We start from the raw sequence: 25,102 nt of genomic DNA on the forward strand, positions 1-25,102 counted from the left end.
AGGCCGGAGGGCTCGCGGACGAGCCACCCGGCCTCGGCGTTCCTAGGACGCGAGCCACGCGGGCTCGTAGCGCTCGTGCCGGCTCAGAACTGGTGTTTCTCGGTCGAGTCCTCGAGGGCGAGCGTCGAGGCCTTGCCGCCCGAGATGACCTCGGCGACCTGGTCGAAGTAGCCGGTGCCGACTTCGCGCTGGTGGCGGGTCGCCGTGTAGCCGTCCTTCTCGGAGGCGAACTCGAGGTTCTGGAACTGCGAGTAGGCCGCCATACCCGTGTCCTTGTACTTGCGGGCGAGCTCGAACATGCCGTGGTTGAGCGAGTGGAAGCCCGCGAGCGTGACGAACTGGAACTTGTAGCCCATCGCGCCGAGCTCCTTCTGGAACTTGGCGATCGTCGCGTCGTCGAGGTTCTTCGACCAGTTGAACGACGGCGAGCAGTTGTACGCGAGCATCTTGTTGGGGAACTCCTTCTTGATGCCCTCGGCGAACTTCTTCGCCTGCGCGAGGTCGGGGGTCGACGTCTCGCACCAGACGAGATCCGCATACGGCGCGTAGGCAAGGCCGCGCGCAATGGCCGTGTCGACGCCACTCTTGATGCGGTAGAAACCCTCCGCCGTGCGGTCACCCTTGATGATGAAGGGGTGATCGCGCTCGTCGATGTCGCTCGTGAGGAGCTTCGCGCTGTCGGCGTCGGTGCGGGCGACGACGAGCGTCGGCACTTCGAGCACGTCGGCGGCGAGGCGCGCGGCGACGAGCGTGCGAATGAAGTGGCTCGTGGGAACGAGAACCTTGCCGCCCATGTGGCCACACTTTTTCTCGCTCGCCAGCTGGTCTTCGAAGTGGACGCCCGCGGCGCCGGCCTCGATCATCGCCTTCATCAGCTCGTAGGCGTTGAGCGGACCGCCGAAGCCGGCTTCCGCGTCGGCCATGATCGGCGCGAGCCAGTAACGTGAGCGCTTGCCCTCCGCGTGATCGATCTGGTCGGCGCGGAGGAGCGCCTGGTTGATCTTCTTCACGACCGTCGGGACGCTGTCGACGGGGTAGAGGCTCTGGTCCGGGTACATCTGTCCCGCCGTGTTGGCGTCGGCCGCGACCTGCCACCCCGAGAGGTAGATGGCCTTGAGGCCGGCGCGAACCTGCTGCACGGCCATGTTGCCGGTGAGCGCGCCGAGCGCGGGAACGAAGTCGTCCGTGTGCAGGAGCTCCCAGAGTCGGCGCGCGCCGAGCGTGGCGATCGAGTGCTCGATCTTGAACGATCCACGCAGACGCTCGACGTCGGCCTTGGCATAGGGGCGAACGATTCCGTCGAAGCGCTTGGCGTGGAGGAGCGAAGTATCCAGGCCGTCGACGACACGTGCTGCGGTCATGATGAGTCTCCTATCGATGTCGTGAAGAACGAGTGAGAAGAGCCGGCGTACGAAAACGCGCGGGTTCGTCGTAACTGCTCAGGTGACGAGCTCGTACGCGGGGAGCGTGAGGAACTCCTCGAAGCGAGGAGCGAGGGAGAGGCGCTCGAACATGGCGCGCGCCTCGGGAAACTTTCCGCCGTTGAACTTGGCGTCGCCGACCTCCGAGCGAATGCGCTCCATCTCTTCGGCAACGACCTTCTCGAAGCGTTCGCGCGAGACGACCGAGCCGTCGGCGAGGGGGGCCTGGTGCTTGATCCACTGCCAGACCTGCGCGCGCGAGATCTCGGCGGTGGCGGCGTCTTCCATCAAGTTGTAGATGGGCACGCAGCCGACGCCGCGAAGCCACGACTCGAGGTACTGGATGCCGACGCGAACGTTGTGGCGAAGTCCCTCTTCGGTGCGCGTGCCCGGCGTGGGTTCGAGCAGATCCTTGCGCCCGACCTGGACGTCGTCGCGTTTCTTGTCGATCTGGTTCTTGCCCTTCATGTTCGCGTCGAAGATGTCCCGCGCGAGCGCGACGAGGCCGGGGTGAGCAACCCACGTGCCATCGTGGCCGTTCTTGACCTCGCGAAGCTTGTCGGCGCGCACCTTGGCGAGCGCCTCTTCGTTCTTCTTCACGTCGTCCTTGATGGGGATCTGCGCGGCCATTCCGCCCATCGCGTGCACACCACGGCGGTGGCACGTGCGGATGAGGAGCTGCACGTAGGCGTTGAGGAACGCCTTATCCATCGTGACCTGGCCGCGGTCGGGGAGGAGCGCCGCCGGATCGTTCGCGCGCTTCTTGATGAAGCTGAAGATGTAATCCCAGCGCCCGCAGTTGAGGCCTGCGGAGTGCTCGCGGAGCTCGCTGAGGATCTCATCCATCTCGAACGCCGCCGGGAGCGTCTCGATGAGCACCGTGGCCTTGATGGTGCCGCGCGGGAGGCCGAGCTTCTCCTGCGCACGAACGAACACGTCGTTCCAGAGGCGCGCTTCGAGATGGCTCTCCATCTTCGGTAGATAGAAGAAGGGGCCGGCGCCACGGCGAACGAGCTCCTTGGCGTTGTGGAAGAAGTACAGGCCGAAGTCGACGAGCGCGCCGGGCGAGATCTCGCCGTCGACGAGCAGGTGCTTCTCGGGCAAGTGCCAGCCCCGCGGGCGCACGAAGAGGACCGCCGTCTTCTCGTTGAGCGCGTACTTCTTCGGACCTTGTTCGAAGGTGATCGTGCGACGGACGGCGTCGATGAGGTTCTTCTGGCCGTCGACCACGTTCGACCAAGTGGGCGTGGTCGAATCCTCGAAGTCCGCCATGAAGACGTTCGCGCCCGAGTTGAGCGCGTTGATGATCATCTTGCGCTCGACGGGACCGGTGATCTCGACGCGCCGATCGTGCAGGATCTCCGGCACCGGCGCGCAGGCCCAATCCGCCTTACGCACGTCGCGGACATCGGGCGTGCTTGGGAGGAAGTCCGGCAGCTCGCCGCGATCGAAGGCGGCCTGGCGCTCGGCGCGCTTGCCGAGCAGCTCGCGCACCCGCGGCCGGAACGTGCGAACCAGGTCCGCAACGAAGGTCAATGCGTCGTCGGTGAGGACCTCCGCCGCGTGTTCCCCGCTATCGAGACCGTTTCCTTTGAGCGTGATTCCGGAAGTCGCCATCGCTTTTCGTTCTCCTCAGCGCGCGCTTGCTGGGCCTGTACCTGCGCCGTTCCATTCGACTTTTGCCGAGCTTGGAACCGCGAGTATGCAGTGCGTCATTACCTTGCAGTGGTGCCTGTCATTCGTCAATATCGTGAATCCATGGCTTGAGAAACAGGCGTCTAGTGTTGTCAATGACAGACTGTTGCTATGTAATACCTGTCAATGACAGCCCGTTCGGAGAGGTGAGAAATGCCCCTGCGTCAAAGTCCCGAGGCGCCCCGCTTCGGGGCAAAAGTGCGCGCTCTGCGGAGACGCGAGAGCCTCAGCCAAGTTCAGCTCGCCGAGAAACTCGGCGTCTCTCCGAGCTACCTGAATCTCATCGAGAACAACCGCCGGCCACTGCCCGCGAACCTGCTCATCAAGCTCGCGCAGATCTTCGCTGTGGACGTTCATGCGTTCGCGACCGACGAGGACACGCGTCTCGTGGCAGATCTCACCGAGGCATTCGCGGACCCTTTGTTCGACGAACGCGATCTCACCTCGGTCGACGTCCGCGAGATGGCGGCCGCGAGCCCTGTCGCTGCACGTGCCGTGCTCTCGCTCTACCGCGCCTATCAAGCCGCACGAGCGACCTCGGACGATTTGTCCTCCCGCTTGTCGGAGGGTGAGGAGCTCAGCGGCGTCGATGCCGCGCCCGACAACGGGGCCACGCTCGGAAGCTCGCATCTGCCGAGCGAAGAAGTCTCGGACTTCATCCAGCGTCAGCTCAATCACTTTCCCGAGCTCGAAGCCGCGGCCGAAGAGCTCGGCGCGCGCGCCAAGCTCACGACCGACGATCTCTACTCGGGCCTGGTTCGCTTCATCGAGAGCGAGTTCGGCGTCCGTGTGCAGATTGCACGTTGGGGCTCGGAGCGCGGAGTCTTGCGGCGCTTCGACCCCGACAAAAAGGAGCTCGTTCTCTCCGAGCTCCTGCCGACGCGCTCACGCACCTTTCAGCTCGCCCACCAGATCGGCCTCATGACCCAGGGCCACACGATGGACCGCCTCGCGCTCGATCCGCGCTTCACGAGCGACGAGTCTCGCGCGCTCGCGAGGGTTGCACTCGCGAACTACTACGCCGGCGCCGTGATCATGCCGTACGAGCGATTCCTCCAGGCGGCGAAGGAGGAGCGCTACGACATCGACGTGCTCGGTCGTCGCTTCCGCGTCGGCTTCGAGCAGGTTTGCCACCGATTGACGACCTTGCGCCGGCCCGGGGCCGAGGGCGTTCCGTTCCACATGATTCGGATCGACGTGGCGGGGAACATCTCGAAGCGATTCAGCGCATCGGGCATCCGCTTCGCGCGCTTCAGCGGGGCATGCCCGCGTTGGAACATCTTCAGCGCGTTCCTCACGCCAGGGATGATCCGCATCCAGAACTCGCGCATGCCCGACGGGGTCACCTACTTCTGTATTGCGCGTACGATCCAGAAAGACGCCGGCGGCTACCACGCTCAACACCCCGTCCAGGCGATCGGGCTTGGCTGTCAGGTGCAGTTCGCGCGCGAGCTCGTCTATTCCGACGGCATCGACCTCGAGAACCCGGACACGTGCGTTCCGGTGGGCGTGACCTGCCGCCTGTGCGAGCGCACGGACTGTCTCCAGCGGGCGCTCCCCTCCATCAAGGTCCCGCTGCGGGTGAACGAGAACCTGCGCGGGGTTTCGCTGTACGCGCCGGTCGGAAACGGCAAGTCGCGTCAGGTGTAGGGCCGGAGCAGGGCTGGAGTAGGGCAGGCGTAACGAGTAGGAGAGCGGCAAACTCAACAAGACAAGGCGAGCAAGCGGATCAAGCGGGTCAAGCGGGTCAAGCTCGGCGCCCAAAGTAGGCAAGACAGCGCCGGCGAGCTCCGTGAGCATCCTGCGAGCCGGACCTCTCCAAAGAATCTGCGCTTTCTCTTGCGTCGGCGGTTTTTGCCGCCGATGATGTCCCCTACATGTCCTCCCGTAGCTCCGCGGCCAAGGTCGCGCGCTGGCTCGTATCCCGCGAGAGGCGGGACGAGGCGGTGGCCTTGCTCTGCGCCTGGGCCGCCAATGGCCCAAATGACAAGGAAGGTCAGGAGCTCCTCGCCGAGGCCTTCCGTCTCGACCCCGGTTCGGCCCTCGCGCAGCTCGCCTTCGAGCGCATGGAAGGTGTCGCAGGCGTTGCGGCGAAGGATCCCGCTCCGCTCGATGCCGCCGTCGCCTACTGGACCACGGACGAGGTTGCCAAGCTCGAGAAGCAAATCGCCCGCCCGAACTTCATGCGGGCGCAGGTCGGCTTCAACAACAACGTCAAGTTCAACGGCATGGTCTTCCACATCCAGACGGAAGACTCCGGCCTCGATCGCCCCCACATCATCACGCACCTCTTCGCGGACGGTGGGCGCATCATCAAGAGCCACAAGCGTTCGTACGCGAACGAAGTGAGCCGACCCGACGTCGCCATGTACGTGCGCACGCTCATGAAGGGGCAGCACATGGAGATGGCCATCCTTCTCCGCGAGGGGAAGTTCGACGAGGTCATCGCCGGCCGCGCGATGGGCGGCATGCATACGCTCGAAGAGCCGCCGCGCCTCGAGCTCCAGAAGCTCGCGACCAAGAAGGAAACGCGCGTCGAAGCGTCCAACCCGACGCCCGCGCCGATGCCGAAGGTCGTTCCGCCTGCGAAGGCCGAGCCCGTCGCTGCTGCCGCCGCGCCCGCGGCGTCGAGCATGCTCTCGAAGCTCGTCGGCAAGCCCGAGGAGAAGGCGCCGCAGAAGGCGCCGTTCCGTCTCGGCGTCCAGCGCAGTTTGGCCGGTGGCCCGGCGTTCTACGAGCCCCGCGGCGATGCCGCGATCCTCGGCAGCGCGGGCGCCATCGCGCTCGTCGGCGAGAAGTTCTGCCACCCGCGTGAAGCGCAGATCCGCGCCGTCAACGGGCGCATCTGGCTGCACGATCTCGAGCACGGTAACGGCGTGTTCCTCCGCATCAGGACGCCCGTGGAGCTCGAGATTGGCGACGAGTTCATGGTCGGTGATCAGCTGCTCATGCTCGAGCGCAACCCCGACTCGAACGACGGCCCTGGCCCTGGCCCGACGTACTTCTATTCGTCGCCCAAGTGGACCTCGTCGTTCCGCATCGTCCAGATTTTCGAGGGCGGCGCGAAGGGCGCATGCGTCGTCGCGCGTGGCAACACGATGCAGATCGGCTCGGCGATCGGAGACTTCGTCTTCACGGCCGATCCGCTCGTCGATGACCAGCACTGCCTCGTCGAAGAGCAGGCGGGCTCGATCCTCCTCTCCGACCTCGGGTCGCGTACGGGCGTCTTCGTTCGGATCAAGGGCGAGCAGGAGCTCGTCAACGGTGACGAGATCATCGTCGGCCGTACGCGCCTCGTTCTCGAAGTCGCGAACCCGAGCTAACTCGTGGGGACCTCCGGTCCCCCTCAAAACCTCCGGTTTCGAGCCTCCCCCTGCTGCACGCGGCGGGTCGCCTTCGGCGCGTCGCGCTACGAGCGCGACGGAGAACCCGCCGCTCGCCTCATCGCGACCTACTGGCGTCTTGGTCTCTCGAGGCCTTCGGTGCGAACCCGCCTGGGGCGAGCACCGACGACGTCTGAAGAAGACAGTTGCTCCCCCCAACGCCTTCGGCGCGTCGTGCTTCGCACGACATTGGGATCTCCTTCGCTCTGTCCCTCGAGACTGTCGGAGAATCGCGCTCGCTCCGTTGGAGCCTACCTCGCGAGCAGGCGCATCAGGCGTCGGGCGGCGCCCGGCATCAGCCCGCTGATTCGCGCGATGACCTTCAGGTTGCGTTCGGGGATGTAGTGGAGGCCGTCGCCATGGGCGGCTTCCCACACGGTCTCGGCCACGATTTCGGGGGACAGCTTGATGCCCAGCTTTTCGAGCGATCGCGCGCGGTGGACCTGCGCGCGGACCATGGGGGTGTCGACGTAGCCGGGCATCACGTCGACCACGCGGACGCCGCGATCGCGGAGCTCGATGTCGAGGGCCTCGGTGAGCGCGCGCACGGCGAACTTGGTGGCCGAATAGACGGCGAGCTCGGGTTGGCCGTAGACCGCCGACGCGCTCGACATGTTGACGACGGCCCCGCGGCTTCGCTCGAGTAGCGTCAAACACGCCTTGATGCCGAGGATGACGCCCATGACGTTCACGTCGAGCTGCTTTTTGCAATCGCTGACGCTCTGCTGATCGAAGGGCCCCATGCGGAGGATCCCGGCGCAGTTGAAGAGCACGCCGAGACGGCCGCCGGTGAACGCCTCGAAGTCGGCGACGCACGCGTTCCACGAGGCCTCGTCGGTGACGTCGAGATGTCCGGCGAGCGCGCGATGACCCACCTCGGTTGCGACGTGACGGACCCCCGCGTTGTCGAGATCGTAACAGCCGACGTGCCAGCCCTTCGACCCGAAGAGCCGCGCAACGGCTCGACCGATACCCGAGGCCGCTCCGGTGACGAGAATCGTGTTCTCCATCGAGGGCGACCTTACCAGCCGCTCACGCCGATTGCCTTCGATCGCGGTGCGGCGCCGCGAAGCAGGTGGTAGGGTCGCATCCCTCGGAGGTTTCGATGGCTGGACGTTATGGAATGTCGTTCGCGAAGTCGCTCATCGAGAAGGGTGACTACGAAGAGGCCATCGCTGCTGCGACCGAAGACATCGAAGGCGGCAATCACGGTCCCGAACCGCTCTTCGACCGCGCCACGGCGTGCGAGCTCGCCGAGCGCTACGCCGATGCCGTCCGCGACTTCGAGGCCGCCATCGACACGAATCGAGCGGAAAAGGAGCTCGATCCGTTCGTCCTCGACGACGCCTACTTCAGCGCGCTCCTCGCCGGCGCTCGCGACGAGGCCGCGCGCGACGTGCGCAGCGCCGTCGCCATGCTCGACCGCTACGCCACGACGCTGCCCGAAGGCGCCCACCTCGCCGACGCGCGTGATTGGCAGAAGCGTTTGCGTGGCGAATTGCCGAGCCTGCTCGACAAGACGCGCGACATCGGCGCCTGAGCTTCAGCGTCTGCGCCCGGGATCGCGGATGGTCGGAGGCTTCTCACCGGGCACCTGACCTTTGCGAGGCGGATCTCCGATGGGCCCGCCACGCTTCTGCGAGGTGGGCTCCTCCATCGGGCCTTTGTGCCTTCCGGGATCGCGCGCGGGCGGTGGTTTCTTGTGCACGGGGGGCATGCGCAGCGGCGAAGCAATCGAAGTGCCCGCGCTGCGCATGACGTGAAGCGAGCGGCAGAGTCAGCCTTTGCGGAGCTTCTTGTAGCGATTGATGAGGCCGTTCGTGGACGAGTCGTGGCTCGTCACTTCGCCTGGCGTGTCGAGCTCGGGGAGGATCTTGCTCGCGAGTTGCTTGCCGAGCTCAACGCCCCACTGATCGAAGCTGTAGATGTTCCAGACGATGCCCTGGACGAAGATCTTGTGCTCGTACATGGCGATCAGCGAGCCGAGCGTCTTCGGCGTGATCTTCTGGACCATGATCGACGTGGTCGGGCGATTGCCCGGGAACGTCTTGTGCGGTGCGAGCTCGTTCACGCGCTCGGGCGGCAGCTTCTGCGCCTCGAGCTCCTTGCGAGCCTCTTCCTCCGTCTTGCCGCGCATGAGCGCCTCGGGCTGGGCGAAGAAGTTCGCGAGTAGGATCTCGTGGTGTTTGCCGAGCGGGTTGTGCGTCTCGATGGGCGCGATGAAGTCGCACGGGATGATGCGCGTGCCCTGGTGGATGAGCTGGTAGAAGGCGTGCTGGCCGTTCGTGCCCGGCTCGCCCCAGAGGATCGGCCCGGTCGTGTAGTCGGTAATGGTGTTGCCCGACCGATCGACGCGCTTGCCGTTCGACTCCATGTCGCCCTGTTGGAAGTAGGCAGGGAAGCGATGCATGTACTGGTCGTAGGGAAGGATCGCCTGCGTCTCGGCGCCGAAGAAGTTCGCATACCAGATGCCGAGCATCGCCAGAATGACGGGGATGTTCTCTGCGAGCTTCGCCGTGCGGAAGTGCTCGTCCATCGCGAAGCCGCCGGCGAGGAGCTCTTCGAAGGCATCCATGCCGATGACGCACGCGATCGAGAGGCCGATGGCGCTCCACAGCGAGTAGCGTCCACCGACCCAATCCCAGAACTCGAACATGTTCTTCGTGTCGATGCCGAACGCGGCCACCTCCTTGGCGTTCGTGGACAGCGCGACGAAGTGCTTGGCGACCGCGCTGTCGTCGAAGCCGGGCTTGCCGAGCAGCCATGCGCGCGCCGACTTGGCGTTCGTCAGCGTCTCCTGCGTCGTGAACGTTTTCGAGGCGACGATGAAGAGCGTGCGTTCCGGATCGAGGTGCTTGACCGTCTCGGCCATCTGCGTGCCGTCGACGTTCGACACGAAGTGCGCGCGCATGTCCTTTTTCCAGTAGGGACGAAGCGCTTCGGTGACCATCACGGGGCCGAGGTCCGAGCCGCCGATTCCGATGTTCACGACGTCGGTGATGGTCTTGCCGGTGTGACCCTTCCAGGTGCCATTCCGGAGGCGCTCGGTGAAGTCGCGCATCTTGGCGAGCACGCCGTTCACCTCGGGCATCACGTCTTTGCCGTCGACGAGGATTGGCCGGTTCGCGCGATTGCGGAGAGCCACGTGGAGCACGGCGCGGCCTTCGGTGCCGTTCAGCTTCGCGCCCGCGAACATCTTGTCGCGCCAGCTCTCGACCTCGGCCTGCTTGGCGAGGGAGAACAGCAGCGTCATCGTCTCGGCGGTCGCGCGGTGCTTCGAGTAGTCGACGAACACGCCCGATGCTTCGTGGGACATCTTCGCGAAGCGCTGCGGGTCCTTGGCGAAGAGATCGCGCATGTGGATGCGAGCCATCTCGTCGCGATGCGTTGCCAGAGCCTGCCATGCCGGAGAGCTGGTAAGGGTCGACATGACGCGAAGGATAGGCCGCCGGGCGCGCGATGCGAACCCACGGACTGCATACCGGCGCTCGGGCTCCGCGCGTCACGCGTTCGGCGCGGTCCGTTGGCGCGATTGGCGTGCGAACGTGTCGCGCGCGCTTACGGGTCTTCGGTCGTCGCGGCCGGCGGCGCAGACGCCTTCGGCCCTTCGGGCGGTGGATCTTTGGCCGCGGGAGGCTCGATCGGTTTGGGCATCGCCTCCGTCGGCGCTTCGGCAGGTGGCGGCGCCGGCGTTGCCGTGAACGTCGGCAAAGGCTCGTCCGTGGTCGCAGGTCTCACCGGTACCGCCGCTCGCGGCGGCGGAGCAGGGGGAGCGGGACGCTTGGCTTCCCGCGCCGTGGCTTTGGCCTCCGGCAGTGCGCTCGCGGCGAGGGAGGTGACGGGCGGGGCCGTCTCCGTTGCCGCGGTGGCCACGACGGGCGCGGCCGACGGAGCGATCGACGCGGTGGGGGTGGCCGAGTCCATCGCGGTGGCCGCGTGTGACGGCGCCCCTGGCTCGGCGTCGTCAGCCGCCCGCGCGCGAATGACCACGACCGTGCCAACGAGAAGAAGCGCTCCCACGACGGCGGGCACGACGCGGCGTGCGCGCTGTTTGGCCTCGCGAGAATCGACCAGGCTCGAGAGCAGGGGACCGGGCGCGGCGCTCGCCGGCTGTTCCGAGATCGGGGCCGGATGACCGGAATGGCTCGGATAGCTGGGACGGCTCGGATGAATCGAGCCGTGGAGCGATGCATTCGGTGAGGCCATCGCCGGCACGGGCGGTCGCGGCGGTGGAATCGGTGCAGGTAGAGGACCTGCGACCGGACCTGCAACTGGAGCGACCGGCCCCGGAACGGGCGCAGACGCTCGCGCGGGGAGCGGCGGTGGAAAGCCACTCTGGGTGATGACGGCCGGAGGCGGCGGGGGCGGTGTGCTTCGCCTGGGGAGCGGAGGTGGTGGACGCGAGCTCACGCGCGGCATGACCGCCATGCCCGAGCCGAGCGGCGGGGTGTGGTTCGCGTTGGCGGGGACGTTCGGAACGTTCGGAACGGGAACCGACGACGTTGGCCGCGGCCTCCCGAGCGGAACGTCGGGCGCGGGAACGCGCAGCACGGGATACAGCGGCTCTGTCGTCACCTCGAAGCGGTCTTTGACTTCGAGGCTTCGCTGCGGTCGGTAGGCGTCGGTATCGATGGCGGTTGCGTCGAGGGAGCGCGGCCCCTGCGGCGTGCGCACCGTCATTTCGGTCGAGTCGAGCTGCCGTACCATCGGATGGCCCGGCATGGTTCGATCGTCGTTGAGGCGCTGCGCGATGCCAGGGGGCGGTGCGCTGCTCGCCCGACGCAGCGAGGGATCGTCGTCGCGAAGTCCACGTCGTGCCCAGCGAAGCGCTTCGCGCATCGTGTCGGCCGAGGGCCAACGCTCTTCTTTCTCGTAGGCGAGGGCGCGATCGACGACGGACGCGACACCCCGCGGAACCTCGGGTGCGACGCTTGCCAGCGGACGTGCGCGATTGCGTGCAGTGGCGATCAATCGCGATTTCGCATCGCCGCCTTCGTGCACGCCGACGCCGGCGAGACACACGAAAAGCGTGGCGCCCACCGCCCAGATGTCACTCTGCGCATCGACCTCGGCGCGCTTGCCGAGGGCCTGTTCGGGCGGCATGTAGGCGGGCGTTCCGACGACCATGCCGGTGCCCGTCATGTCGCTCGACGTCTTGCGGTCGTCGAAGCGCGCGACGCCGAAGTCGAGGACCTTCACTTCTTCCGACTCCGTGATGAACACGTTGTCCGGCTTCAGGTCGCGGTGGATGATCTCGCGCGCGTGCGCCGCCGACAGCACGTCGAGGAGGCCGTCGGCGATCATCAGAAGCTCGGCAAGCGGAACGCGCCCGCCGCGCCTTCGCCGCCGCGTTTCGAGCGTTTCCCCTTCGAGCAGCTCCATCACGAGGAACGGCGCGCCGTCTTCGGTGACGTCGTCGTCGATGGCCCTCGCCACGCCAGGATGCTCGATCGAGTTCGCGAAGTAGCCCTCGCGCTTGAAGCGCTCGGCGAGTGCGGTGTCGCGAATGAGCTGTGGATGGATGATTTTGAGGGCGACGCGTGCGCCATTGCGATGGGTCGCGGCGTACACGCTCGCCATGGCGCCCGTCGCGATGAACGCGTCGACGCGATACTTCCCACGAATCGTGGTGCCCACGCGGCTCTGCGAGCGGCTATCCCGCGAATCCGCCAACCCAAAGCCCTCCTCTACAGTACGGAAGCGTAGCATGCTGGGCATCCATGCGCGTCCACCTCGTTGACGGAACTTTCGAGCTTTTCCGAGCCCACTTCTCGCAGCGCCCCTCCAAGGTGGTTGGGGGCGTGGACGTGAAAGCGACCGCCGGGCTGATTTCCTCCATGCTGACGCTCCTCGAGGAGCAGGCAGAAGCCGTCACCCACCTCGCGATTGCCTTCGACAATCCCATCGTGTCGTTTCGTAACGACCTTTTCGACGGCTACAAATCCGACGAAGGCGTGCCTGCTTCGCTGCGCGGCCAGTTCGACCTGGCGGAAGAAGCGATGAAGGCCCTGGGGATCGTCGTCTGGTCGATGGACCAGTACGAGGCCGACGACGCCCTCGCCACCGGGGCCGTCCGCTTTTCCAAGAGCGCCAAACAGATTCGAATTCTGAGCCCAGACAAGGATCTCGGCCAGGTCGTATCGGGTGACCGGATCGTACAGCTCGATCGAATTCGGAAGAAGGTCATCGACGAGGACGCCGTCGTGGCGGCACGCGGCGTTCCGCCCGCCAGCATCCCCGACCTCCTCGCGCTCGTGGGCGACACGGCCGACGGCATTCCAGGCCTCGCCGGGTTCGGGGCGAAGTCCGCGGCCAAGCTGCTGGCGCGGTGGGGGACGATCGAGGCGATCCCCGAGGATCCTGCCAAATGGGACGTGGCGATTCCGGGCGCACCGCGCCTCGGAGCGACGCTCGCTGCCGAGCGCGACGACGCGCTTCTCTACAAGAAGCTTGCGACCCTCGTGACCGACGTGCCGTTGAAGGAGTCGCTCACTGATCTCGAGTTCCGCGGCGTACCCCACGGCCCCTTCGAGGCGCTGTGCGATCGGCTCGATCTCACCGAGACCCGCAAGCGCCCGAAGCGATGGGCGTGATCGGGGTCGCGATCGCGCTCAGAGCATGACGCTGAAGACGTCGCGGAACTTCTGATACGGCTCGCGGGCCGGATCGACGTCCGCGAGGCCGACGCGGAGCGAAACGGTCTCCGCGTCGCCCCATGGCCACCAGAGGCCATAGACGAGCAGACCGTTGATGGGCCCCGTCGACAACACGAGCTGGCCCTGGCGAACACCCCCTGCGCGCTCGACGACATCGCGAAGCTGCTGCGGGGCGCGCACGATCGTGGCAGGCGTCCATTCATGTTGCAGCGCCATCGCCGTGGCTTTGCGGGCCGCCGGCTCCTGTTCGGTGGTGAACGAGGACGTGCAGCACATCAGCCGGGGATCCCAGCTCCAACCACGCGTCGGCCACGAGGCCTTCATCCGGCCGAGGCTCTCGAAGAGCGGTTGCCAGGCGTCGTTCCAACCACGAAGCGTCATGATGGCAGTCTAAACCAGTGATTGGACGTTCGCGAGAGTCTCAATACGGAACCACCGGTCCTGCCACCAGGGTGCCCCCCTGGGCGCGTGCATACAGACGGATGAAGCTTCCGCCACGCAACATGCCCGTATTCGGCACGTACAGCTTCAAATCGTGGCTTCCGGAGCGAATGTCGATACGGCTGTTTTCGTGATTGATGAATTTGCCGTCTTCGACGATCGCAATCCATTCGGTCATCCGGCCGACGTCGACGACGGTGCCGAGCTCCGCGGGAAGCTCCTCCTGGCCCATGACTGTGTCCGCCCGGAAGTTGTGGAGCGGATCGCCTTTTTGCGTGCACGTCACGAGAAAGAGTGCATTGACCGGGCCGTCGATGCGCGTCGTGAAGACGAGATCGCGATTGCCGTCGGGGATGGCCGAGCCCTCGCGCATGCTGATCTTGTCGACGGAGAGGTTCTCGGGCGACACGGAGAACATCGTGATCTTGGCGGTCGTCTCCACCGGGGCGGAGACCGTCGTGGTGGTCGGCGTCTCGGCGGGCGGCGCGGACCGCGATGAACAAGCGATCGACCCAGCGCCGAGGCTGGCCACGATGCAGGTGGAAACGAGGAGGAGGCTCCGAACCATGGTCGAGGACGGCATCCCTCCGTCTTCTATCATCCTTGACGGTCGCGGCTCCAATCCCGGGCGGGTGGTCAGGCTCCCGGCCAGCGAGGAGCAGGTAGGACGAAGGCCGAGCCGCAGTGCAGCGGTGTTCCGTGCGAGGATGCGTGCCGATGACGGCCTCTTCGCGCTCGATGCTGGGTCCCGCGCCCGCTGCCTTCGTCGATCCCACGACGTTGGCTCCCGCCTTCGGTGCCTACGCGGGACCGATGCCGGCCGTCTCGATCGACGTGGCCGGCGCGCGACGCGGCTGGACCGCGCGGCACTTGCGGCGAAAGCGGTGGGTGTATGCCGCGATCGCGTCCGAGGAGCTCTTTGTCGGGCTCGCGGTCGTACATACCGGCTTCGCCGCGACGGCATTCGTGTTCGTCTACGACCGCGCGGCGAAGCGAATGCTCGTCGATCGAACGTTGCTCGCCCCACCGTCACGCGTCACCGTGGCCGATGCACCGCATGGCGACGGCACGCTCGCGAGCTTCGTGCGTGGGCGTTCGCAAGTCTCGATGACGCGCGCCGGAGCATCGCTCGAGATGCGGCTCGCGTTCGAGGGTATCGAGCTCGAGGCGACGCTCGACGAGTCGTCGTCACCCCCGCCGATTTCGGCCATCGTCGATCTTCGCGACGGGCTCTTCAACGCCACCGAGAAACGCGCCCTCGCGTCGGTTCGTGGGCGTTTGCGTGTCGGCGGTCGTTCGATGTCGCTCGACGGTGCCACGGCCGGCTGGGACTATACCCAGGGGCTCCTGCCGCGACGAACGCGCTGGCGATGGGCTTTTGCACTGGGAAAGACGACGGAGGGCGAGCCCATCGGCCTCAACGTGGTGCAGGGCTTCGTCGGCGAGGCCGAGTGCGCCGCATTCTTCGGCGGCCACGTCCATCCGCTCGCCGAGCCGCGATTCGAGTTCGACGAGCGCGACCCCTTGCGCCCGTGGCGTATCGTGGGGCAGGGGATCGACCTGTCGTTCGAGCCCGGCGCCGTGCACGCGCAGCACACGCAGCTGCTCGTCGTGCGGTCGCGCTTCGTGCAGCCCGTCGGCCTCTTTCGCGGCAAGCTCGAGCTCCAAGGTCGTGACGTGCAGCTCGACGGCGTCGCCGGCGTCGTCGAAGATCAGGATGTTCTGTGGTGAATGGCGAGCTTCCCCGAGTTCTGACCCTCAAAGACGCGACGATGCTCGTCGTCTCGTCCGTCATCGGCGTCGGCATCTTCTTCACGCCGGGCGGTGTCGCGAAGCTCCTACCGAGCCCGGGATGGTTCTTCGCGGCGTGGGCTTGCGGCGGATTGCTTTCGCTCGCCGGCGCGCTCGCGAACGCGGAGCTAGGAGCGATGTTCCCGCGCGCGGGCGGCAACTACGTCTACCTCCGCGCGGCCTACCACCCGATGGCGGGCTTCCTCGTCGGATGGCTCTCGTTCTTCGCCATCTTCGCAGGCACCGTCGCGACGCTCGCCGTGGGCTTCACGCTTTCGCTGCAAAGCTTCGTCGAGCTGACGCCGTTCACGCAGAAGGCGGCGGCGGTCGTCGTGATCTGGGTGTGCACCGTGGTCAACGCGTACGCCACGCGCGCCGGGGCCGCGTTGAACACCTCGACGGCGTACTTGAAGGTGGCAGCCCTCGTCGCCATCGTGCTGATCGGCCCTATTCTCGGTCACGGGCGCACGGCGGCCATGCCCTTCGCCAGTGCGGGAACGGCCACGCTCTCGAGCTTCGGCGTCGCGCTCTCGCCGGTCATCTTTTCGTATCTCGGTTGGAACGCCAGCGTCTACGTGGCAGGGGAAATCGAGTCGCCCGGCCGCAATCTCCCGCGCTCGCTCTTCTGGGGCCTCGGCATTTGCACGAGCATCTATCTGCTCGTGACGCTCACCTTCGTCTATGCGCTCGGCATGCCGGCGATGGCCGAGGGAGCGAAGGGCATGCCGGATGTCGGTTTTCAGGCCGGCAAGGTCCTCTTCGGTGCCAAGGGTAGCGCGCTCGTCTCGCTCATGATGCTGGTGTCGGTCTTCGGCTGTTTGAACGCGAACATCCTCGTTGGGCCGCGCATTGCGTACGCGATGGCGACCGATGGCCTCTTCTTCTCCGCTGCCGCGCGCCTGAGCAAGGGATCCGGAACGCCGTCGATTGCCGTCGTGGTCCAGGCGGTGACGGCCACGCTCCTCGTGCTCAGTTTCTGGGACCTCTCGCGCGTGCTCAATTACACGACGTTCGCGATCGTCCTCGCCACGATCGCCGACACGTCGGCGCTCTACGTCCTACGCGTTCGCGATCGTCATCGTGAGCGACCGTATCGAGCCGCGGGCTATCCGATCGTCCCGCTCCTCTACATCCTCGCGAACGTCGGCATCGCCGTCTCGATGGTCATTGTCAATCCGATTGAGTGCGGCACCAGCGTGCTCATCCTGCTCGCCGGCGTGCCCATCTACATTCTCTTCGCGCAGCACGCGCGCAGGCGCGGCACGACCGGCGTAAGCTGAGCGGGCGCGACACCCTGGTGCCTGGCCCGGTCGCGATCCAAGATGACCGTATGGGACGCACGCTTCTGACCGCCGCGCTCGCGCTCGGTGCCCTCGCGGCGTGTTCGCATGCACCGGATTCGGCCCCGCCTCGAGCTCTGCCTTTCGACGACCAACCCGTCGTGCAGGTGGCGCCGCCTGCCGCCGAAACCCCGGTGGCTCGTCCGCGGCTTTCCCGGACGGTGACGCTCGGTCAGGGCGCCCAAGAAGCGTACCAGCCGTCCCCGGATCCGCCGGCTGCGCCCGGTCCGAGCTCGAACGTGGTCGTGAACAACAACGTGACCGTCATCGGCGCGTCTCCCGTCTACGGCTACGGCGGATATGGCTATGGCTACGGGGGGTGGGGATACGGCTGGGGCGGCGGTGGCCGTGACGCCCGCGTGGGATCCTCGACGCGCAACTGGGGCTCGCAACCCTGGGGCTCGACGGGCTGGGAAGGGGCGCAACGCACCGCACCCGCGGGACAGACCCCAGGCGTGGGGGCAATTGGTCATCGCCTCCTAGCTACGGCCCGACGCAGATGAAGTAAGTTGTCCGCCGTGGCGACGGCGGGTGTCGATTTCTTTCGTGTCGATCGGTCGGGACCGACCAAGAAGCTGCTCACGTCGGCGGCCTTGCTGATCGCGGCGGGGGCGTCGGGGGTCGGTGCTCACTTGATGCACCGCCTCCGTCCGAACGTGGGCTTCGCGGTGAGCCTCGCAGGCGGAGCCATCATGCTCGCCGGACTCGTGCTCGGCTTCGGGACGATGGCGACGATGCTCTTCGAGAACGTGTATCTCGCCATTCGCCCCGAAGGGCTTCTCATCCACGACAACGGCAACGAGACGTCGATCGCGTGGGACGACCTCGAGCGGATCGAGGCGGACGAAGGCGAGGGCTACGTGATCATCCACCGGCGCGAGGGCGAAGCGCTTCGCTTCCATGCCGGTCTCGCGAAGGGCGACATCGTCGCGCGCGTGCAAGATGCGCGTCGCAAGTCGACCATTGCCTTGCTGAAAGGGCGCGTGGTCGGATGAGCGCTGCGATGAACGTTCGGATTCGAGACGCCACGCCCGCGGACGAGGAATTCCTCTGGACGATGCTCACCTACGCGGCGTCGATGGACCCCGGCGGCGCAGCGAGTGTGGCGGCGGCCAAGAGCGACGACAACCTCGGCTCCTACGTGAAGGGGTGGATGCGCGCGGGCGATCTCGGAGTCGTCGCCGTCGACGGATCCGGCGCGCCGCTCGGTGCGGCGTGGCTCCGGTTGCTCGAGGGCCCTCCGATGCCGTTCAAGGTGGCGACGCCCGAGCTCCCCGAGCTCGCGATTGCCGTCGAGCCTCGTGCGCGTGGCCAGAAGCTCGGCGCGAGCATGCTCGAAGAGCTCTTTCGTCGTTCGAGCGGCCGATACCCGGCCATCGTCCTCTCGGTTCGCGCCACGAATCCGTCGATTCATCTCTACGAACGCGCGGGTTTCGTCGAGGCGTCGCGCATTCCGAACCGCGTTGGCGGCGACTCGATCGTGATGCGTCGCGCGCTCTAGTGCTCGAACTGGTAGCGGGCGGGATCGTTGCCGCGCACGCGGACGATGGTGCGGTTTTCGTCGAGTGTGGCGACGGCGTAGGCGGCCGAGGGGCGTCCGGGCGCGTCGTCGTCGAGGTTCTCGATGAGGCTTTGCACGGTGACGTACGGAATGCCGCGAATCACGTCGAGGTGATTGCGGTGGACGTGCCCGTTGAACACCACGCGAACCTTGCCGCTCTCCTCGAGGATGCGGCGTAGCTCGGTGCGCTCTTTGACGAGCGCCAGGTGAGGGGCCTTGTAGAACCAGAACGAGTCACCGAGATCCTGCTCGCTCGCACTGTGGTGCATGAAGACGACCACGGGCAGGGGCGTGCGGGCGAGGTCCTCTTTGAGCCAGCGGAGCTGCGCCTCGGGGATGCGCACGTCGACGTCCTTCCTCTCGAGCGTGTGCAGGACGACGAGGTGGAAGCCGCCGCGATCGAGGCTGTAGAACAGCGGTCCTTCGCGCTCCCAGAACCGGTTCAGATCGTCGCGATTCAGGAAAATGACGTCGTGGTTGCCGGCCACGTTCACGAGCTCCGCCTTGGCGGTACGCAAGATGGACTGACACTCGCCGTAGCGGGCGAGGTCGGCTTCGCGGCTCTCGTCCTCGATGTCGTCGCCCAGGTTCACGAGGAGATCGGGCCGGACCTCGTCGTTCATCGCGGCAACCACGCCTCGGGTGAGCTCACCCGCGTGGGCCGTGAGTTTGCGGAGTTTCCCGTCGAAGCGCGCTTCGGGGCCGAAGTGCAGGTCCGTGACGAAGCCGATCGTAAGGGGCACGGAGGCATCGTACGCTCGAACACTCGATTCGGGGCCCCGCGATCGTCCTTTCCGCCGTCCTCGGAACCCCGTAAAAAGGAGGTCCCATGCGCCCTGTCCTCATTGGCGCCGGCCGCGGCAGCCGCCTCGAACACCGAACGGACGAGCTGCCCAAAACGCTCGTCCCCGTGCTCGGTCGCCCGATGCTCGAGCACATTCTCGACGCGCTGAAGGAAGCCGGCTTTTCGCGCAAAGACGTCGTCTTCGTGTGCGGCTACCGGAATGACGTTCTCCGAGAACGCTACCCAGAGTTCACCTACGCGCACAACGAGGACTGGGAGAACAACAACATCCTGGCCTCGCTCATGTGCGCGCGCGAGCACCTCACGTCGGGCTTCGTCTCCTCGTACACGGACATCGTGTATCGAGGCTCGGCGGTTGCCGCGGCCGTTGCCTCTCCGCACGACAAGGTCCTCGTGTGCGACACGGATTGGCGCCGTCGCTACATCGGTCGCACGCGTCATCCCGAGAGCGACGCCGAGAAGATGCGCGCCGACGGTTCGCGCATCGTGGAGGTCTCGAGGACCATTGCTTCCGAAGCCGCGTCCGGCGAGTTCATCGGTGTCGCGAAGGTGACGCCGGTTGGCGCGCAGGAGATCATCGAGGCCTTCGACGAGGCCAAGGCCACGTGCACCACGCTCGGCGATCGTCCGTTCGCAAAGGCGTATCTCATTCATCTCTTCCAACGCATGATCGAACGGGGCTCGACGTTCCACCGCGTCGACACCCACGGCGGCTACATGGAGATCGACACCCTCGAGGATCTCGAGCTCGCCAAAACCTGGTGGGAGGGCGGCCAGTGACGCACGCGACGCACGCGACGCAAGCGACGCAAGCGACGAGAGAATCTCGGCTCTTCCCGACCACCGTGGTGGGCTCGCTGCCGAGGCCGCTCTGGCTCAAGGAGCTCTTCGACGGCATCCACGAAGGCCGCGTCTCCGACGGCGAGCGCGAGCGGCTTCTCGACATGGCGGTGCCTTCGGCGATCGCCCTGCAGGAAGCCGCGGGCGTCGACGTCATTACCGACGGCGAGTGGCGTCGCTTCTCGTACGTGGCGGTCATCACCGACGTTGCCACGGGCTTCAAGCGCGAGCTCTCCGGCCAGGGCCGTGACGGCAAGTACTGGCACACGGTGACGGGCGAGGTGAAGCCGGGCAATCCTGCGGTTCTCGCGCAGCACGCCCGCTTCGCCATCGAGCGCGCGAAGGTCCCCGTGAAGGTGGCCCTCCCGAGCCCCTACCTGCTCTCCGTTCGCATGTGGGACGAGGGCGTTTCGCGCGAGATCTATCCCACGCGCGAGGCCTTTGCCGACGCCATCATTCCCATCCTCCGCGCCCAGGTGCTCGCGCTCGCCGAAGCCGGCGTGCACACCGTGCAGCTCGACGACCCGCACCTCTGCCTCTTCGTCGACCCGCAGGTGCGCGCGAAGTTCAAAGACGCCGATGCCGAGGCAATGCACTGCGTGAGCCTCATCAATCGCGTGTTCGAGGGCATCACGAACGTGCGCAAGGCGGTGCATCTCTGCCGTCGGAACAAGGGCCGTCAGGGCTGGATTGGCGAAGGTTCGTACGACGCCATCATGCCGGCGCTCCGCGCGCTCGACGTCAACCAGCTCATGATGGAGTTCACCATCCCCGCCGCGGGCGACACGCGCTGCCTTCGTGAGCTTCCCGAGCGCGTGAACATCGGCCTTGGCTGCGTCGATTGTCGCGGCGCCGTGATCGACTCGCCGGAGACGATCGTGGCGCGTGTCGAGCACGCGATGGAGCACGTCGACAAGGCGCGCATCACGCTCGCTCCGGACTGCGGGTTCGCGCCCGGAAACGCCGCGGACATCCCGGTCGACGAGGCCTACGAGAAGCTTCGCAACATGGCGCGTGCTGCAGTGATCCTCCGCGAGCGTCACCGCTGAAGGCGCGATGAGCGAGGCCGAGGTCGAGCTCGATCGCATTTCGAAGCGTTTCGACGGGGATCGAAAGCGCGTCGCCAAGGGCGAGACGGTTCCGGCCGCCTTGCGTGACATCTCGTTCTCCGTGGCCAAGGGCGAGTTCCTCGTCGTCGTCGGCCCGTCGGGCTGCGGGAAGTCGACCACGTTGCGCATCGTGGCCGGTCTCGAAGAGGCCGACTCCGGCTCGGTGCGCATCGGCGGGCGCGCGATGGAGCGCGTGCCCCCGCAGGACCGCGACGTGGCGATGGTCTTCCAGGGATATGCCCTCTACCCGCAGATGACCGTGCGCGAGAACATCCAGTTCCCGCTCAAGATGCGCGGCATCGATTCGGCCGAGCGCGAGAAGCGCACGCGCGAGGCCGCCGAGATGCTCCGCCTCGGACGCCTGCTCGATCGCTTGCCTGCCGAGCTCTCCGGCGGCGAACGCCAGCGCGTTGCGATGGGACGCGCCATCGTGCGTCGCCCGCGCGTGTTTCTCTTCGACGAGCCGCTCTCGAATCTCGATGCCGCGCTTCGCCAGGAGCTCCGCGTGGAGATCGGCGTGCTCGTGCGTCAGCTCGGGGTGACCGCGATCTACGTCACGCACGATCAAGTCGAGGCGATGACGCTCGCGGATCGCATCTGCGTGATGCGCGAGGGCAGGGTGCTCATGATCGCACCTCCGCGCGCCATCTACGAGCGGCCAGCCACGAGCTTCGTGGCGACGTTCCTCGGCGCGCCGAAAATGAATCTCTTGAGGGCCGCGTCTCGCCTGACGGGATTGCATGCGGGCCATTCCAGCTTCCGCGACCCGAGGGCCAGCTGCCCTCCGATGTCGTCGTCGGCGTTCGTCCCGAGAACGTCAGCCTGGTCTCCGAAGGAAGTGCGCGCTCGGCACCCTTCGAGGTGCTGCTCTCCGAGCCGCTCGGCTCCGAAACGCACCTGCTCTTGCGTGCCGGTGACGTCGACCTGCGCGCACGAACCGCAGGATTCTCGCCGCGCGCGCCGGGTGAACGTGTGCATGTTGCACTCGACTCCTCGCGCTTGCACTTCTTCGACCCTTCGGCCGAGGATCGGCGCCTCGAATGAGGATCACGCGCCGCCAGATCCTCGGAGGTGCCGCAGGTTCTTTGGCGGTCTCTGGCTGCAAGCGAAGCTCGCGCGACGCCCAGGGCAGGGTACGCGTTCCGCTCTGGTACAGCCTGGGCGGGCGCAATCGCGAAGTGCTGCTCGAAATCGTGCGTCGCTTCCACGCCTCGCAGGACGAGGTGCGCGTCGAACCGGTCTACCAGGGGGACTACTTCGAGTCGCTCGCCAAGCTACGGACGGCCATTGCGGCGAAGGCCGCCCCAGCGCTGAGTCACGTGGTGGCCGAGGTGCTGCCTTATCTCGCGCGTGCCGGAACCCTGGAGTCACTCGACGGATTCGAAGGCATGCGTGAGTTGCCGCTCGTACGGCCGCTCGCCCAGGCGGGCGCGTTTCGAGGGGGCGACGCCCGACCGCTCTACGGCATTCCGCTGAACCGTTCGACGCCGCTCATGTACTGCAACGGCGAGCTCTTCGCGAAGGCGAAGCTCGCGCCGCCGTCGACGTGGGCCGAGCTCGTGGAGACGGCTCGCGTGCTCACCAAGAAGGGCGAGCGGTGGGGCTACGAAGTGCCCATTTCCTGGTGGTTTTGGGTGGCGATGGTGGGTCAGGCCGGCGGGCGCGTGTTCGACGAGGAGGGACGACCAACGCTCGGCGCGGAAGCCGGCGTGCGCGCGCTACGCTTCTGGCAGGACCTCGTGCATCGCGAGCAAGTCATGCGGCCGCCGCCGGGCCGCGACTACGACGCTTGGAACGTGGTCAATCAGGACTTCCTCGCCGGGCGCGCGGCCTTCGTTTGGACCAGCACGGCGTACATTCGCTACCTCGAAGACAACGCCAAGTTCCCGGTCGTCGCCGCGCCCTTGCCGCGCGACGTTCGCGCGTCGGTTCCCACCGGCGGCACCTTCTTCGTGATCGTGGCGCACGCGCCGGACGACGAGAAGGCCGGCGCGGCCCGGTTTCTCCGCTTCTTCTGCGAAACCGATCAGGCCTACCTGCTCTCGACGCGCACGGGCTACTTGCCGGTCACGACGCCAGCTGTCGAACGCATGCACGCCGAGGGCTTCTTCGCGAAGCACCCGAACGACGCGGTGGCGCAGGTGCAACTTGCCTCCGTCGACCCTTGGCCGTGGGAACCGCTCTTGTTCCGCATCGAGCGCGACGTCGTCGATCCGCGGCTCGAAGAGGCCGTTTTGCTCGACCGCGATCCCGCGGTGGTCCTTCGTGACGCTCGCGCGGCTGCGGAGAGACCCGGATGATGCGACCGCGTGCACGCTCGCATCCGTGGTTGATGCTCGCTCCGTCGCTCGGCGTCTGGGCGCTCTTCGTGTTTTTGCCCCTCGGTCTCGCGGGCTACGAAAGTCTGTTTTCGTGGGACATGCTGACCGAGCCAACGTACGTCGGCGGCGCGAACTACGCGGCGCTCTCCGGTGACGGCGAGCTCCTCCGCATCCTCGTGCGCACGCTCGGATTCAGCGCGCTCGTGGTGACGGGATCGATGTCGCTCGGGCTTGCGCTGGCGCTGCTGCTCGATCGTCCGGGCCGTCTGTTCGGCTTCGTGCGAGGCGCCATCTTCAGCGCGTACGTCGTGAGCTGGGTCGCCGTCGCCTTGCTCTGGGTGCTCCTTCTCGATCCAGACAGCGGAATCTTCGCGGCGCTCCTGCGCGCGGTCGGATTGCCGCGCATCGGCTTCCTGACCGATCCCCATACGGCGCTCGTGACGCTGGCGGGGGTCACCGTCTGGAAGATCACGGGGTACTCGCTGGTCGTCTTCCTGGCCGGCTTGCGCGCGGTGCCGAAGGCCCTCCACGAGGCGGCGTCGCTCGATGGCGCGGGCCGCTTCGATCGCTTTCGCTACGTGACGTGGCCGGTGCTGAAGCCCACGGCGGCGTTCGTCGCCACCACGAGCCTCATCGTGAGCTTCCAGGCCTTCGACGTCGTCCGCATCATGACGCAGGGCGGTCCTGCCCGTGCGACCACGCTGTTCGTCTACGCGATCTACGAGCAGATCTTCATGAACCTCAGCGTCGGCCGGGCGAGCGCTCTCGCCGTGGTCTACTTTGGCGTGCTCGCCATGTTGGCACTTCTCCAGCTGCGTGCGTGGCGTAGTCAGCGCGAAGAGGGAGGTCGCGCATGACTTCATCCAGCAAGCGCGCCATCGTTCCGTCGATCCTCGCCGTGGTCGCCGCGACGATCTGGGTTCTACCGTACCTCTGGATGGTGGTGACGTCGCTCAAGCCGCTCGGGGAGATCGTAGCCGATCCCACCGCGCCGCTGCCGAAGCATCCCGGGCTCGACGCCTACCGTGAGGTCTTCGAGCTCGTTCCCGTCGGGCGGTATCTCCTCGTCTCGCTCGTGGTTGCCGTGGTCATCGGCGTGTTGCAGCTCGCGCTCGCGCTGCCCGCGGGGTACGCGCTCGCCAAGTTGCGGTTCGTCGGCAAGAAGACCGCGTTCGTTCTCGTCGTCGCGTGCCTGCTGGTGCCGCCACAAGTGACCTTCGTTTCGATCTTCCTGATGTTCTCGAAGGTGGGCCTCACCAACACGTTCGGGGCGCTGGTCTTGCCGTTTGCGGCGAGCGCGCTCGGAACATTTCTCGTGCGCCAGGCCCTCGTCGCCGTGCCCGACGAGATCATCGAGGCCGCGCGGCTCGATGGCGCTTCCGAGCTCACGATCATCTACCGGATCCTCGCGCCGCTGCTGCGGCCCACGCTCGTGTCCGTGTTCCTCGTGAGCTTCGTCTATCACTACTCGGATTACTTCTGGCCGCTCGTGATGACGACCGACGATACGGTACGAACACTTCCGCTCGGCGTCGCGTTGCTCAAAGAGCCAGGGAGTGGCGTGCGCTGGCACGTCGTGATGGCCGGGAACGTGATTCTTTCCGCGCCGGTACTGGCTCTCTTCGCGCTCGTGCAGAAGGAGCTCGTGCGCGGCGTTGGCGGCTCGTAGAAAATCCGATTGAGGCTGAAAAATACGCGGAATCGCGCGCGGCTCGATGAGCGTGAGGAGCGCGCTCCGA

Annotated in this window: 24 protein-coding genes and 1 pseudogene; 16 read left to right on the forward strand and 9 right to left on the reverse strand. The window is 66.5% G+C overall.

Annotated elements, in window-relative coordinates:
• Window positions 1-83 precede the first annotated feature (83 nt).
• Both aceA and aceB read right to left on the reverse strand, forming a co-directional pair.
• The gene (gene aceA, locus AKJ09_RS39120; protein ID WP_146652935.1) at window positions 84-1,361 is read right to left on the reverse strand and encodes an isocitrate lyase; all 1,278 of its coding nucleotides are present in this window, start codon (window positions 1,359-1,361) and stop codon (window positions 84-86) included.
• 78 nt (window positions 1,362-1,439) lie between these two features.
• A complete protein-coding gene (gene aceB / locus AKJ09_RS39125) occupies window positions 1,440-3,038 on the reverse strand; it encodes a malate synthase A (RefSeq protein WP_146652936.1) in 1,599 nt (532 codons plus the stop codon).
• A gap of 231 nt (window positions 3,039-3,269) precedes the next feature.
• On the opposite strand from aceB, the gene AKJ09_RS39130 reads away from it, so the two are divergent.
• Window positions 3,270-4,766 carry a helix-turn-helix domain-containing protein gene (locus AKJ09_RS39130; protein WP_146652937.1) on the forward strand — a complete coding sequence of 499 codons (1,497 nt, stop codon included), beginning with the start codon at window positions 3,270-3,272 and terminating at the stop codon, window positions 4,764-4,766.
• A gap of 227 nt (window positions 4,767-4,993) precedes the next feature.
• Window positions 4,994-6,439, forward strand: a complete 1,446-nt coding sequence (locus tag AKJ09_RS39135; protein WP_146652938.1) for an FHA domain-containing protein — start codon at window positions 4,994-4,996, stop codon at window positions 6,437-6,439.
• A gap of 311 nt (window positions 6,440-6,750) precedes the next feature.
• On the opposite strand, the gene AKJ09_RS39140 is transcribed toward AKJ09_RS39135, so the two are convergent.
• Entirely contained in the window at window positions 6,751-7,509 is a 759-nt protein-coding gene (locus AKJ09_RS39140) for an SDR family oxidoreductase (protein ID WP_146652939.1), read from the reverse strand.
• A 95-nt stretch (window positions 7,510-7,604) separates the two neighbouring features.
• Between AKJ09_RS39140 and AKJ09_RS39145 the strand changes: the two genes are divergently transcribed.
• Window positions 7,605-8,039 (forward strand): hypothetical protein, encoded by a 435-nt coding sequence (locus AKJ09_RS39145; protein ID WP_146652940.1) that lies wholly within the window; start codon window positions 7,605-7,607, stop codon window positions 8,037-8,039.
• A 3-nt stretch (window positions 8,040-8,042) separates the two neighbouring features.
• On the opposite strand, the gene AKJ09_RS39150 is transcribed toward AKJ09_RS39145, so the two are convergent.
• The 3 genes from AKJ09_RS39150 to AKJ09_RS55755 form a co-directional block, all read right to left on the reverse strand.
• On the reverse strand, window positions 8,043-8,255 hold the full coding sequence (locus AKJ09_RS39150) for a hypothetical protein (protein ID WP_146652941.1): 213 nt from the start codon (window positions 8,253-8,255) through the stop codon (window positions 8,043-8,045).
• A gap of 21 nt (window positions 8,256-8,276) precedes the next feature.
• Window positions 8,277-9,929: a glucose-6-phosphate isomerase gene (pgi, locus tag AKJ09_RS39155; RefSeq protein WP_146652942.1), complete on the reverse strand. Its 1,653-nt coding sequence runs from the start codon at window positions 9,927-9,929 to the stop codon at window positions 8,277-8,279.
• Window positions 9,930-10,057: 128 nt separating this feature from the next.
• The gene (locus AKJ09_RS55755; protein ID WP_169928220.1) at window positions 10,058-12,136 is read right to left on the reverse strand and encodes a serine/threonine-protein kinase; all 2,079 of its coding nucleotides are present in this window, start codon (window positions 12,134-12,136) and stop codon (window positions 10,058-10,060) included.
• Between the two features lie 83 nt (window positions 12,137-12,219).
• On the opposite strand from AKJ09_RS55755, the gene AKJ09_RS39165 reads away from it, so the two are divergent.
• The gene (locus tag AKJ09_RS39165; protein WP_146652944.1) at window positions 12,220-13,092 is read left to right on the forward strand and encodes a 5'-3' exonuclease; all 873 of its coding nucleotides are present in this window, start codon (window positions 12,220-12,222) and stop codon (window positions 13,090-13,092) included.
• Window positions 13,093-13,110: 18 nt separating this feature from the next.
• Here AKJ09_RS39165 and AKJ09_RS39170 read toward each other — a convergent pair whose 3' ends face one another.
• A complete protein-coding gene (locus AKJ09_RS39170; RefSeq protein WP_146652945.1) occupies window positions 13,111-13,536 on the reverse strand; it encodes a hypothetical protein in 426 nt (141 codons plus the stop codon).
• A gap of 40 nt (window positions 13,537-13,576) precedes the next feature.
• Complete coding sequence (locus tag AKJ09_RS39175) at window positions 13,577-14,179, reverse strand: hypothetical protein (RefSeq protein ID WP_146652946.1); 603 nt, start codon at window positions 14,177-14,179, stop codon at window positions 13,577-13,579.
• 134 nt (window positions 14,180-14,313) lie between these two features.
• On the opposite strand from AKJ09_RS39175, the gene AKJ09_RS39180 reads away from it, so the two are divergent.
• Genes AKJ09_RS39180 through AKJ09_RS39200 form a run of 5 tightly spaced genes read left to right on the forward strand, consistent with a single transcriptional unit; the run spans window position 14,314 to window position 18,228 of the window.
• Window positions 14,314-15,327: a DUF2804 domain-containing protein gene (locus tag AKJ09_RS39180; protein WP_146652947.1), complete on the forward strand. Its 1,014-nt coding sequence runs from the start codon at window positions 14,314-14,316 to the stop codon at window positions 15,325-15,327.
• Complete coding sequence (locus AKJ09_RS39185; RefSeq protein WP_146652948.1) at window positions 15,324-16,667, forward strand: APC family permease; 1,344 nt, start codon at window positions 15,324-15,326, stop codon at window positions 16,665-16,667. Before AKJ09_RS39180 ends, AKJ09_RS39185 begins: the two co-directional genes overlap by 4 nt.
• A 50-nt stretch (window positions 16,668-16,717) precedes the next feature.
• A complete protein-coding gene (locus AKJ09_RS39190) occupies window positions 16,718-17,230 on the forward strand; it encodes a hypothetical protein (RefSeq protein WP_146652949.1) in 513 nt (170 codons plus the stop codon).
• Between the two features lie 15 nt (window positions 17,231-17,245).
• Window positions 17,246-17,722, forward strand: a complete 477-nt coding sequence (locus tag AKJ09_RS39195; protein ID WP_146652950.1) for a hypothetical protein — start codon at window positions 17,246-17,248, stop codon at window positions 17,720-17,722.
• 8 nt (window positions 17,723-17,730) lie between these two features.
• Window positions 17,731-18,228 carry a GNAT family N-acetyltransferase gene (locus AKJ09_RS39200; RefSeq protein WP_169928221.1) on the forward strand — a complete coding sequence of 166 codons (498 nt, stop codon included), beginning with the start codon at window positions 17,731-17,733 and terminating at the stop codon, window positions 18,226-18,228.
• Here AKJ09_RS39200 and AKJ09_RS39205 read toward each other — a convergent pair.
• Window positions 18,225-19,031, reverse strand: a complete 807-nt coding sequence (locus tag AKJ09_RS39205; protein WP_146652952.1) for a metallophosphoesterase family protein — start codon at window positions 19,029-19,031, stop codon at window positions 18,225-18,227. The two genes, AKJ09_RS39200 and AKJ09_RS39205, sit on opposite strands and share 4 nt — an antisense overlap.
• 86 nt (window positions 19,032-19,117) lie before the next feature.
• Here AKJ09_RS39205 and AKJ09_RS39210 point away from each other — a divergent pair, with 86 nt between their 5' ends.
• The 7 genes and pseudogenes from AKJ09_RS39210 (at window position 19,118) to AKJ09_RS39235 (ending at window position 25,032) form a co-directional block, all read left to right on the forward strand.
• Complete coding sequence (locus AKJ09_RS39210) at window positions 19,118-19,873, forward strand: phosphocholine cytidylyltransferase family protein (RefSeq protein WP_146652953.1); 756 nt, start codon at window positions 19,118-19,120, stop codon at window positions 19,871-19,873.
• Window positions 19,870-20,982, forward strand: coding sequence for a cobalamin-independent methionine synthase II family protein (locus tag AKJ09_RS39215; protein WP_169928222.1), 1,113 nt, complete (start codon window positions 19,870-19,872; stop codon window positions 20,980-20,982). The genes AKJ09_RS39210 and AKJ09_RS39215 overlap by 4 nt, the downstream gene beginning before the upstream one ends.
• Before the next feature lie 7 nt (window positions 20,983-20,989).
• Window positions 20,990-21,451: pseudogene (locus AKJ09_RS55225) on the forward strand (ATP-binding cassette domain-containing protein); the annotation flags it as partial.
• 413 nt (window positions 21,452-21,864) lie between these two features.
• Entirely contained in the window at window positions 21,865-22,086 is a 222-nt protein-coding gene (locus tag AKJ09_RS55230; RefSeq protein WP_240488985.1) for a TOBE domain-containing protein, read from the forward strand.
• The gene (locus tag AKJ09_RS39225) at window positions 22,083-23,342 is read left to right on the forward strand and encodes an ABC transporter substrate-binding protein (protein ID WP_146652955.1); all 1,260 of its coding nucleotides are present in this window, start codon (window positions 22,083-22,085) and stop codon (window positions 23,340-23,342) included. Before AKJ09_RS55230 ends, AKJ09_RS39225 begins: the two co-directional genes overlap by 4 nt.
• Complete coding sequence (locus AKJ09_RS39230; RefSeq protein ID WP_240488767.1) at window positions 23,339-24,220, forward strand: carbohydrate ABC transporter permease; 882 nt, start codon at window positions 23,339-23,341, stop codon at window positions 24,218-24,220. Before AKJ09_RS39225 ends, AKJ09_RS39230 begins: the two co-directional genes overlap by 4 nt.
• A 239-nt stretch (window positions 24,221-24,459) precedes the next feature.
• Window positions 24,460-25,032, forward strand: a complete 573-nt coding sequence (locus AKJ09_RS39235; protein ID WP_420814267.1) for a carbohydrate ABC transporter permease — start codon at window positions 24,460-24,462, stop codon at window positions 25,030-25,032.
• Window positions 25,033-25,102 lie beyond the last annotated feature (70 nt).

The sequence above is a fragment of the Labilithrix luteola genome, assembly GCF_001263205.1.
GTDB lineage: Bacteria > Myxococcota_A > Polyangia > Polyangiales > Polyangiaceae > Labilithrix > Labilithrix luteola.

What these genes read in the sequence shown, in the direction of transcription:
- aceA (WP_146652935.1), bottom strand. Translation starts at nt 1,361, where the DNA reads ATGACCGCAGCACGTGTCGTCGACGGCCTGGATACTTCGCTCCTCCAC.
- aceB (WP_146652936.1), bottom strand. Translation starts at nt 3,038, where the DNA reads ATGGCGACTTCCGGAATCACGCTCAAAGGAAACGGTCTCGATAGCGGG.
- AKJ09_RS39130 (WP_146652937.1), top strand. Translation starts at nt 3,270, where the DNA reads ATGCCCCTGCGTCAAAGTCCCGAGGCGCCCCGCTTCGGGGCAAAAGTG.
- AKJ09_RS39135 (WP_146652938.1), top strand. Translation starts at nt 4,994, where the DNA reads ATGTCCTCCCGTAGCTCCGCGGCCAAGGTCGCGCGCTGGCTCGTATCC.
- AKJ09_RS39140 (WP_146652939.1), bottom strand. Translation starts at nt 7,509, where the DNA reads ATGGAGAACACGATTCTCGTCACCGGAGCGGCCTCGGGTATCGGTCGA.
- AKJ09_RS39145 (WP_146652940.1), top strand. Translation starts at nt 7,605, where the DNA reads ATGGCTGGACGTTATGGAATGTCGTTCGCGAAGTCGCTCATCGAGAAG.
- AKJ09_RS39150 (WP_146652941.1), bottom strand. Translation starts at nt 8,255, where the DNA reads ATGCGCAGCGCGGGCACTTCGATTGCTTCGCCGCTGCGCATGCCCCCC.
- pgi (WP_146652942.1), bottom strand. Translation starts at nt 9,929, where the DNA reads ATGTCGACCCTTACCAGCTCTCCGGCATGGCAGGCTCTGGCAACGCAT.
- AKJ09_RS39165 (WP_146652944.1), top strand. Translation starts at nt 12,220, where the DNA reads ATGCGCGTCCACCTCGTTGACGGAACTTTCGAGCTTTTCCGAGCCCAC.
- AKJ09_RS39170 (WP_146652945.1), bottom strand. Translation starts at nt 13,536, where the DNA reads ATGACGCTTCGTGGTTGGAACGACGCCTGGCAACCGCTCTTCGAGAGC.
- AKJ09_RS39175 (WP_146652946.1), bottom strand. Translation starts at nt 14,179, where the DNA reads ATGCCGTCCTCGACCATGGTTCGGAGCCTCCTCCTCGTTTCCACCTGC.
- AKJ09_RS39180 (WP_146652947.1), top strand. Translation starts at nt 14,314, where the DNA reads ATGACGGCCTCTTCGCGCTCGATGCTGGGTCCCGCGCCCGCTGCCTTC.
- AKJ09_RS39190 (WP_146652949.1), top strand. Translation starts at nt 16,718, where the DNA reads ATGGGACGCACGCTTCTGACCGCCGCGCTCGCGCTCGGTGCCCTCGCG.
- AKJ09_RS39200 (WP_169928221.1), top strand. Translation starts at nt 17,731, where the DNA reads ATGAACGTTCGGATTCGAGACGCCACGCCCGCGGACGAGGAATTCCTC.
- AKJ09_RS39210 (WP_146652953.1), top strand. Translation starts at nt 19,118, where the DNA reads ATGCGCCCTGTCCTCATTGGCGCCGGCCGCGGCAGCCGCCTCGAACAC.
- AKJ09_RS39225 (WP_146652955.1), top strand. Translation starts at nt 22,083, where the DNA reads ATGAGGATCACGCGCCGCCAGATCCTCGGAGGTGCCGCAGGTTCTTTG.
- AKJ09_RS39230 (WP_240488767.1), top strand. Translation starts at nt 23,339, where the DNA reads ATGATGCGACCGCGTGCACGCTCGCATCCGTGGTTGATGCTCGCTCCG.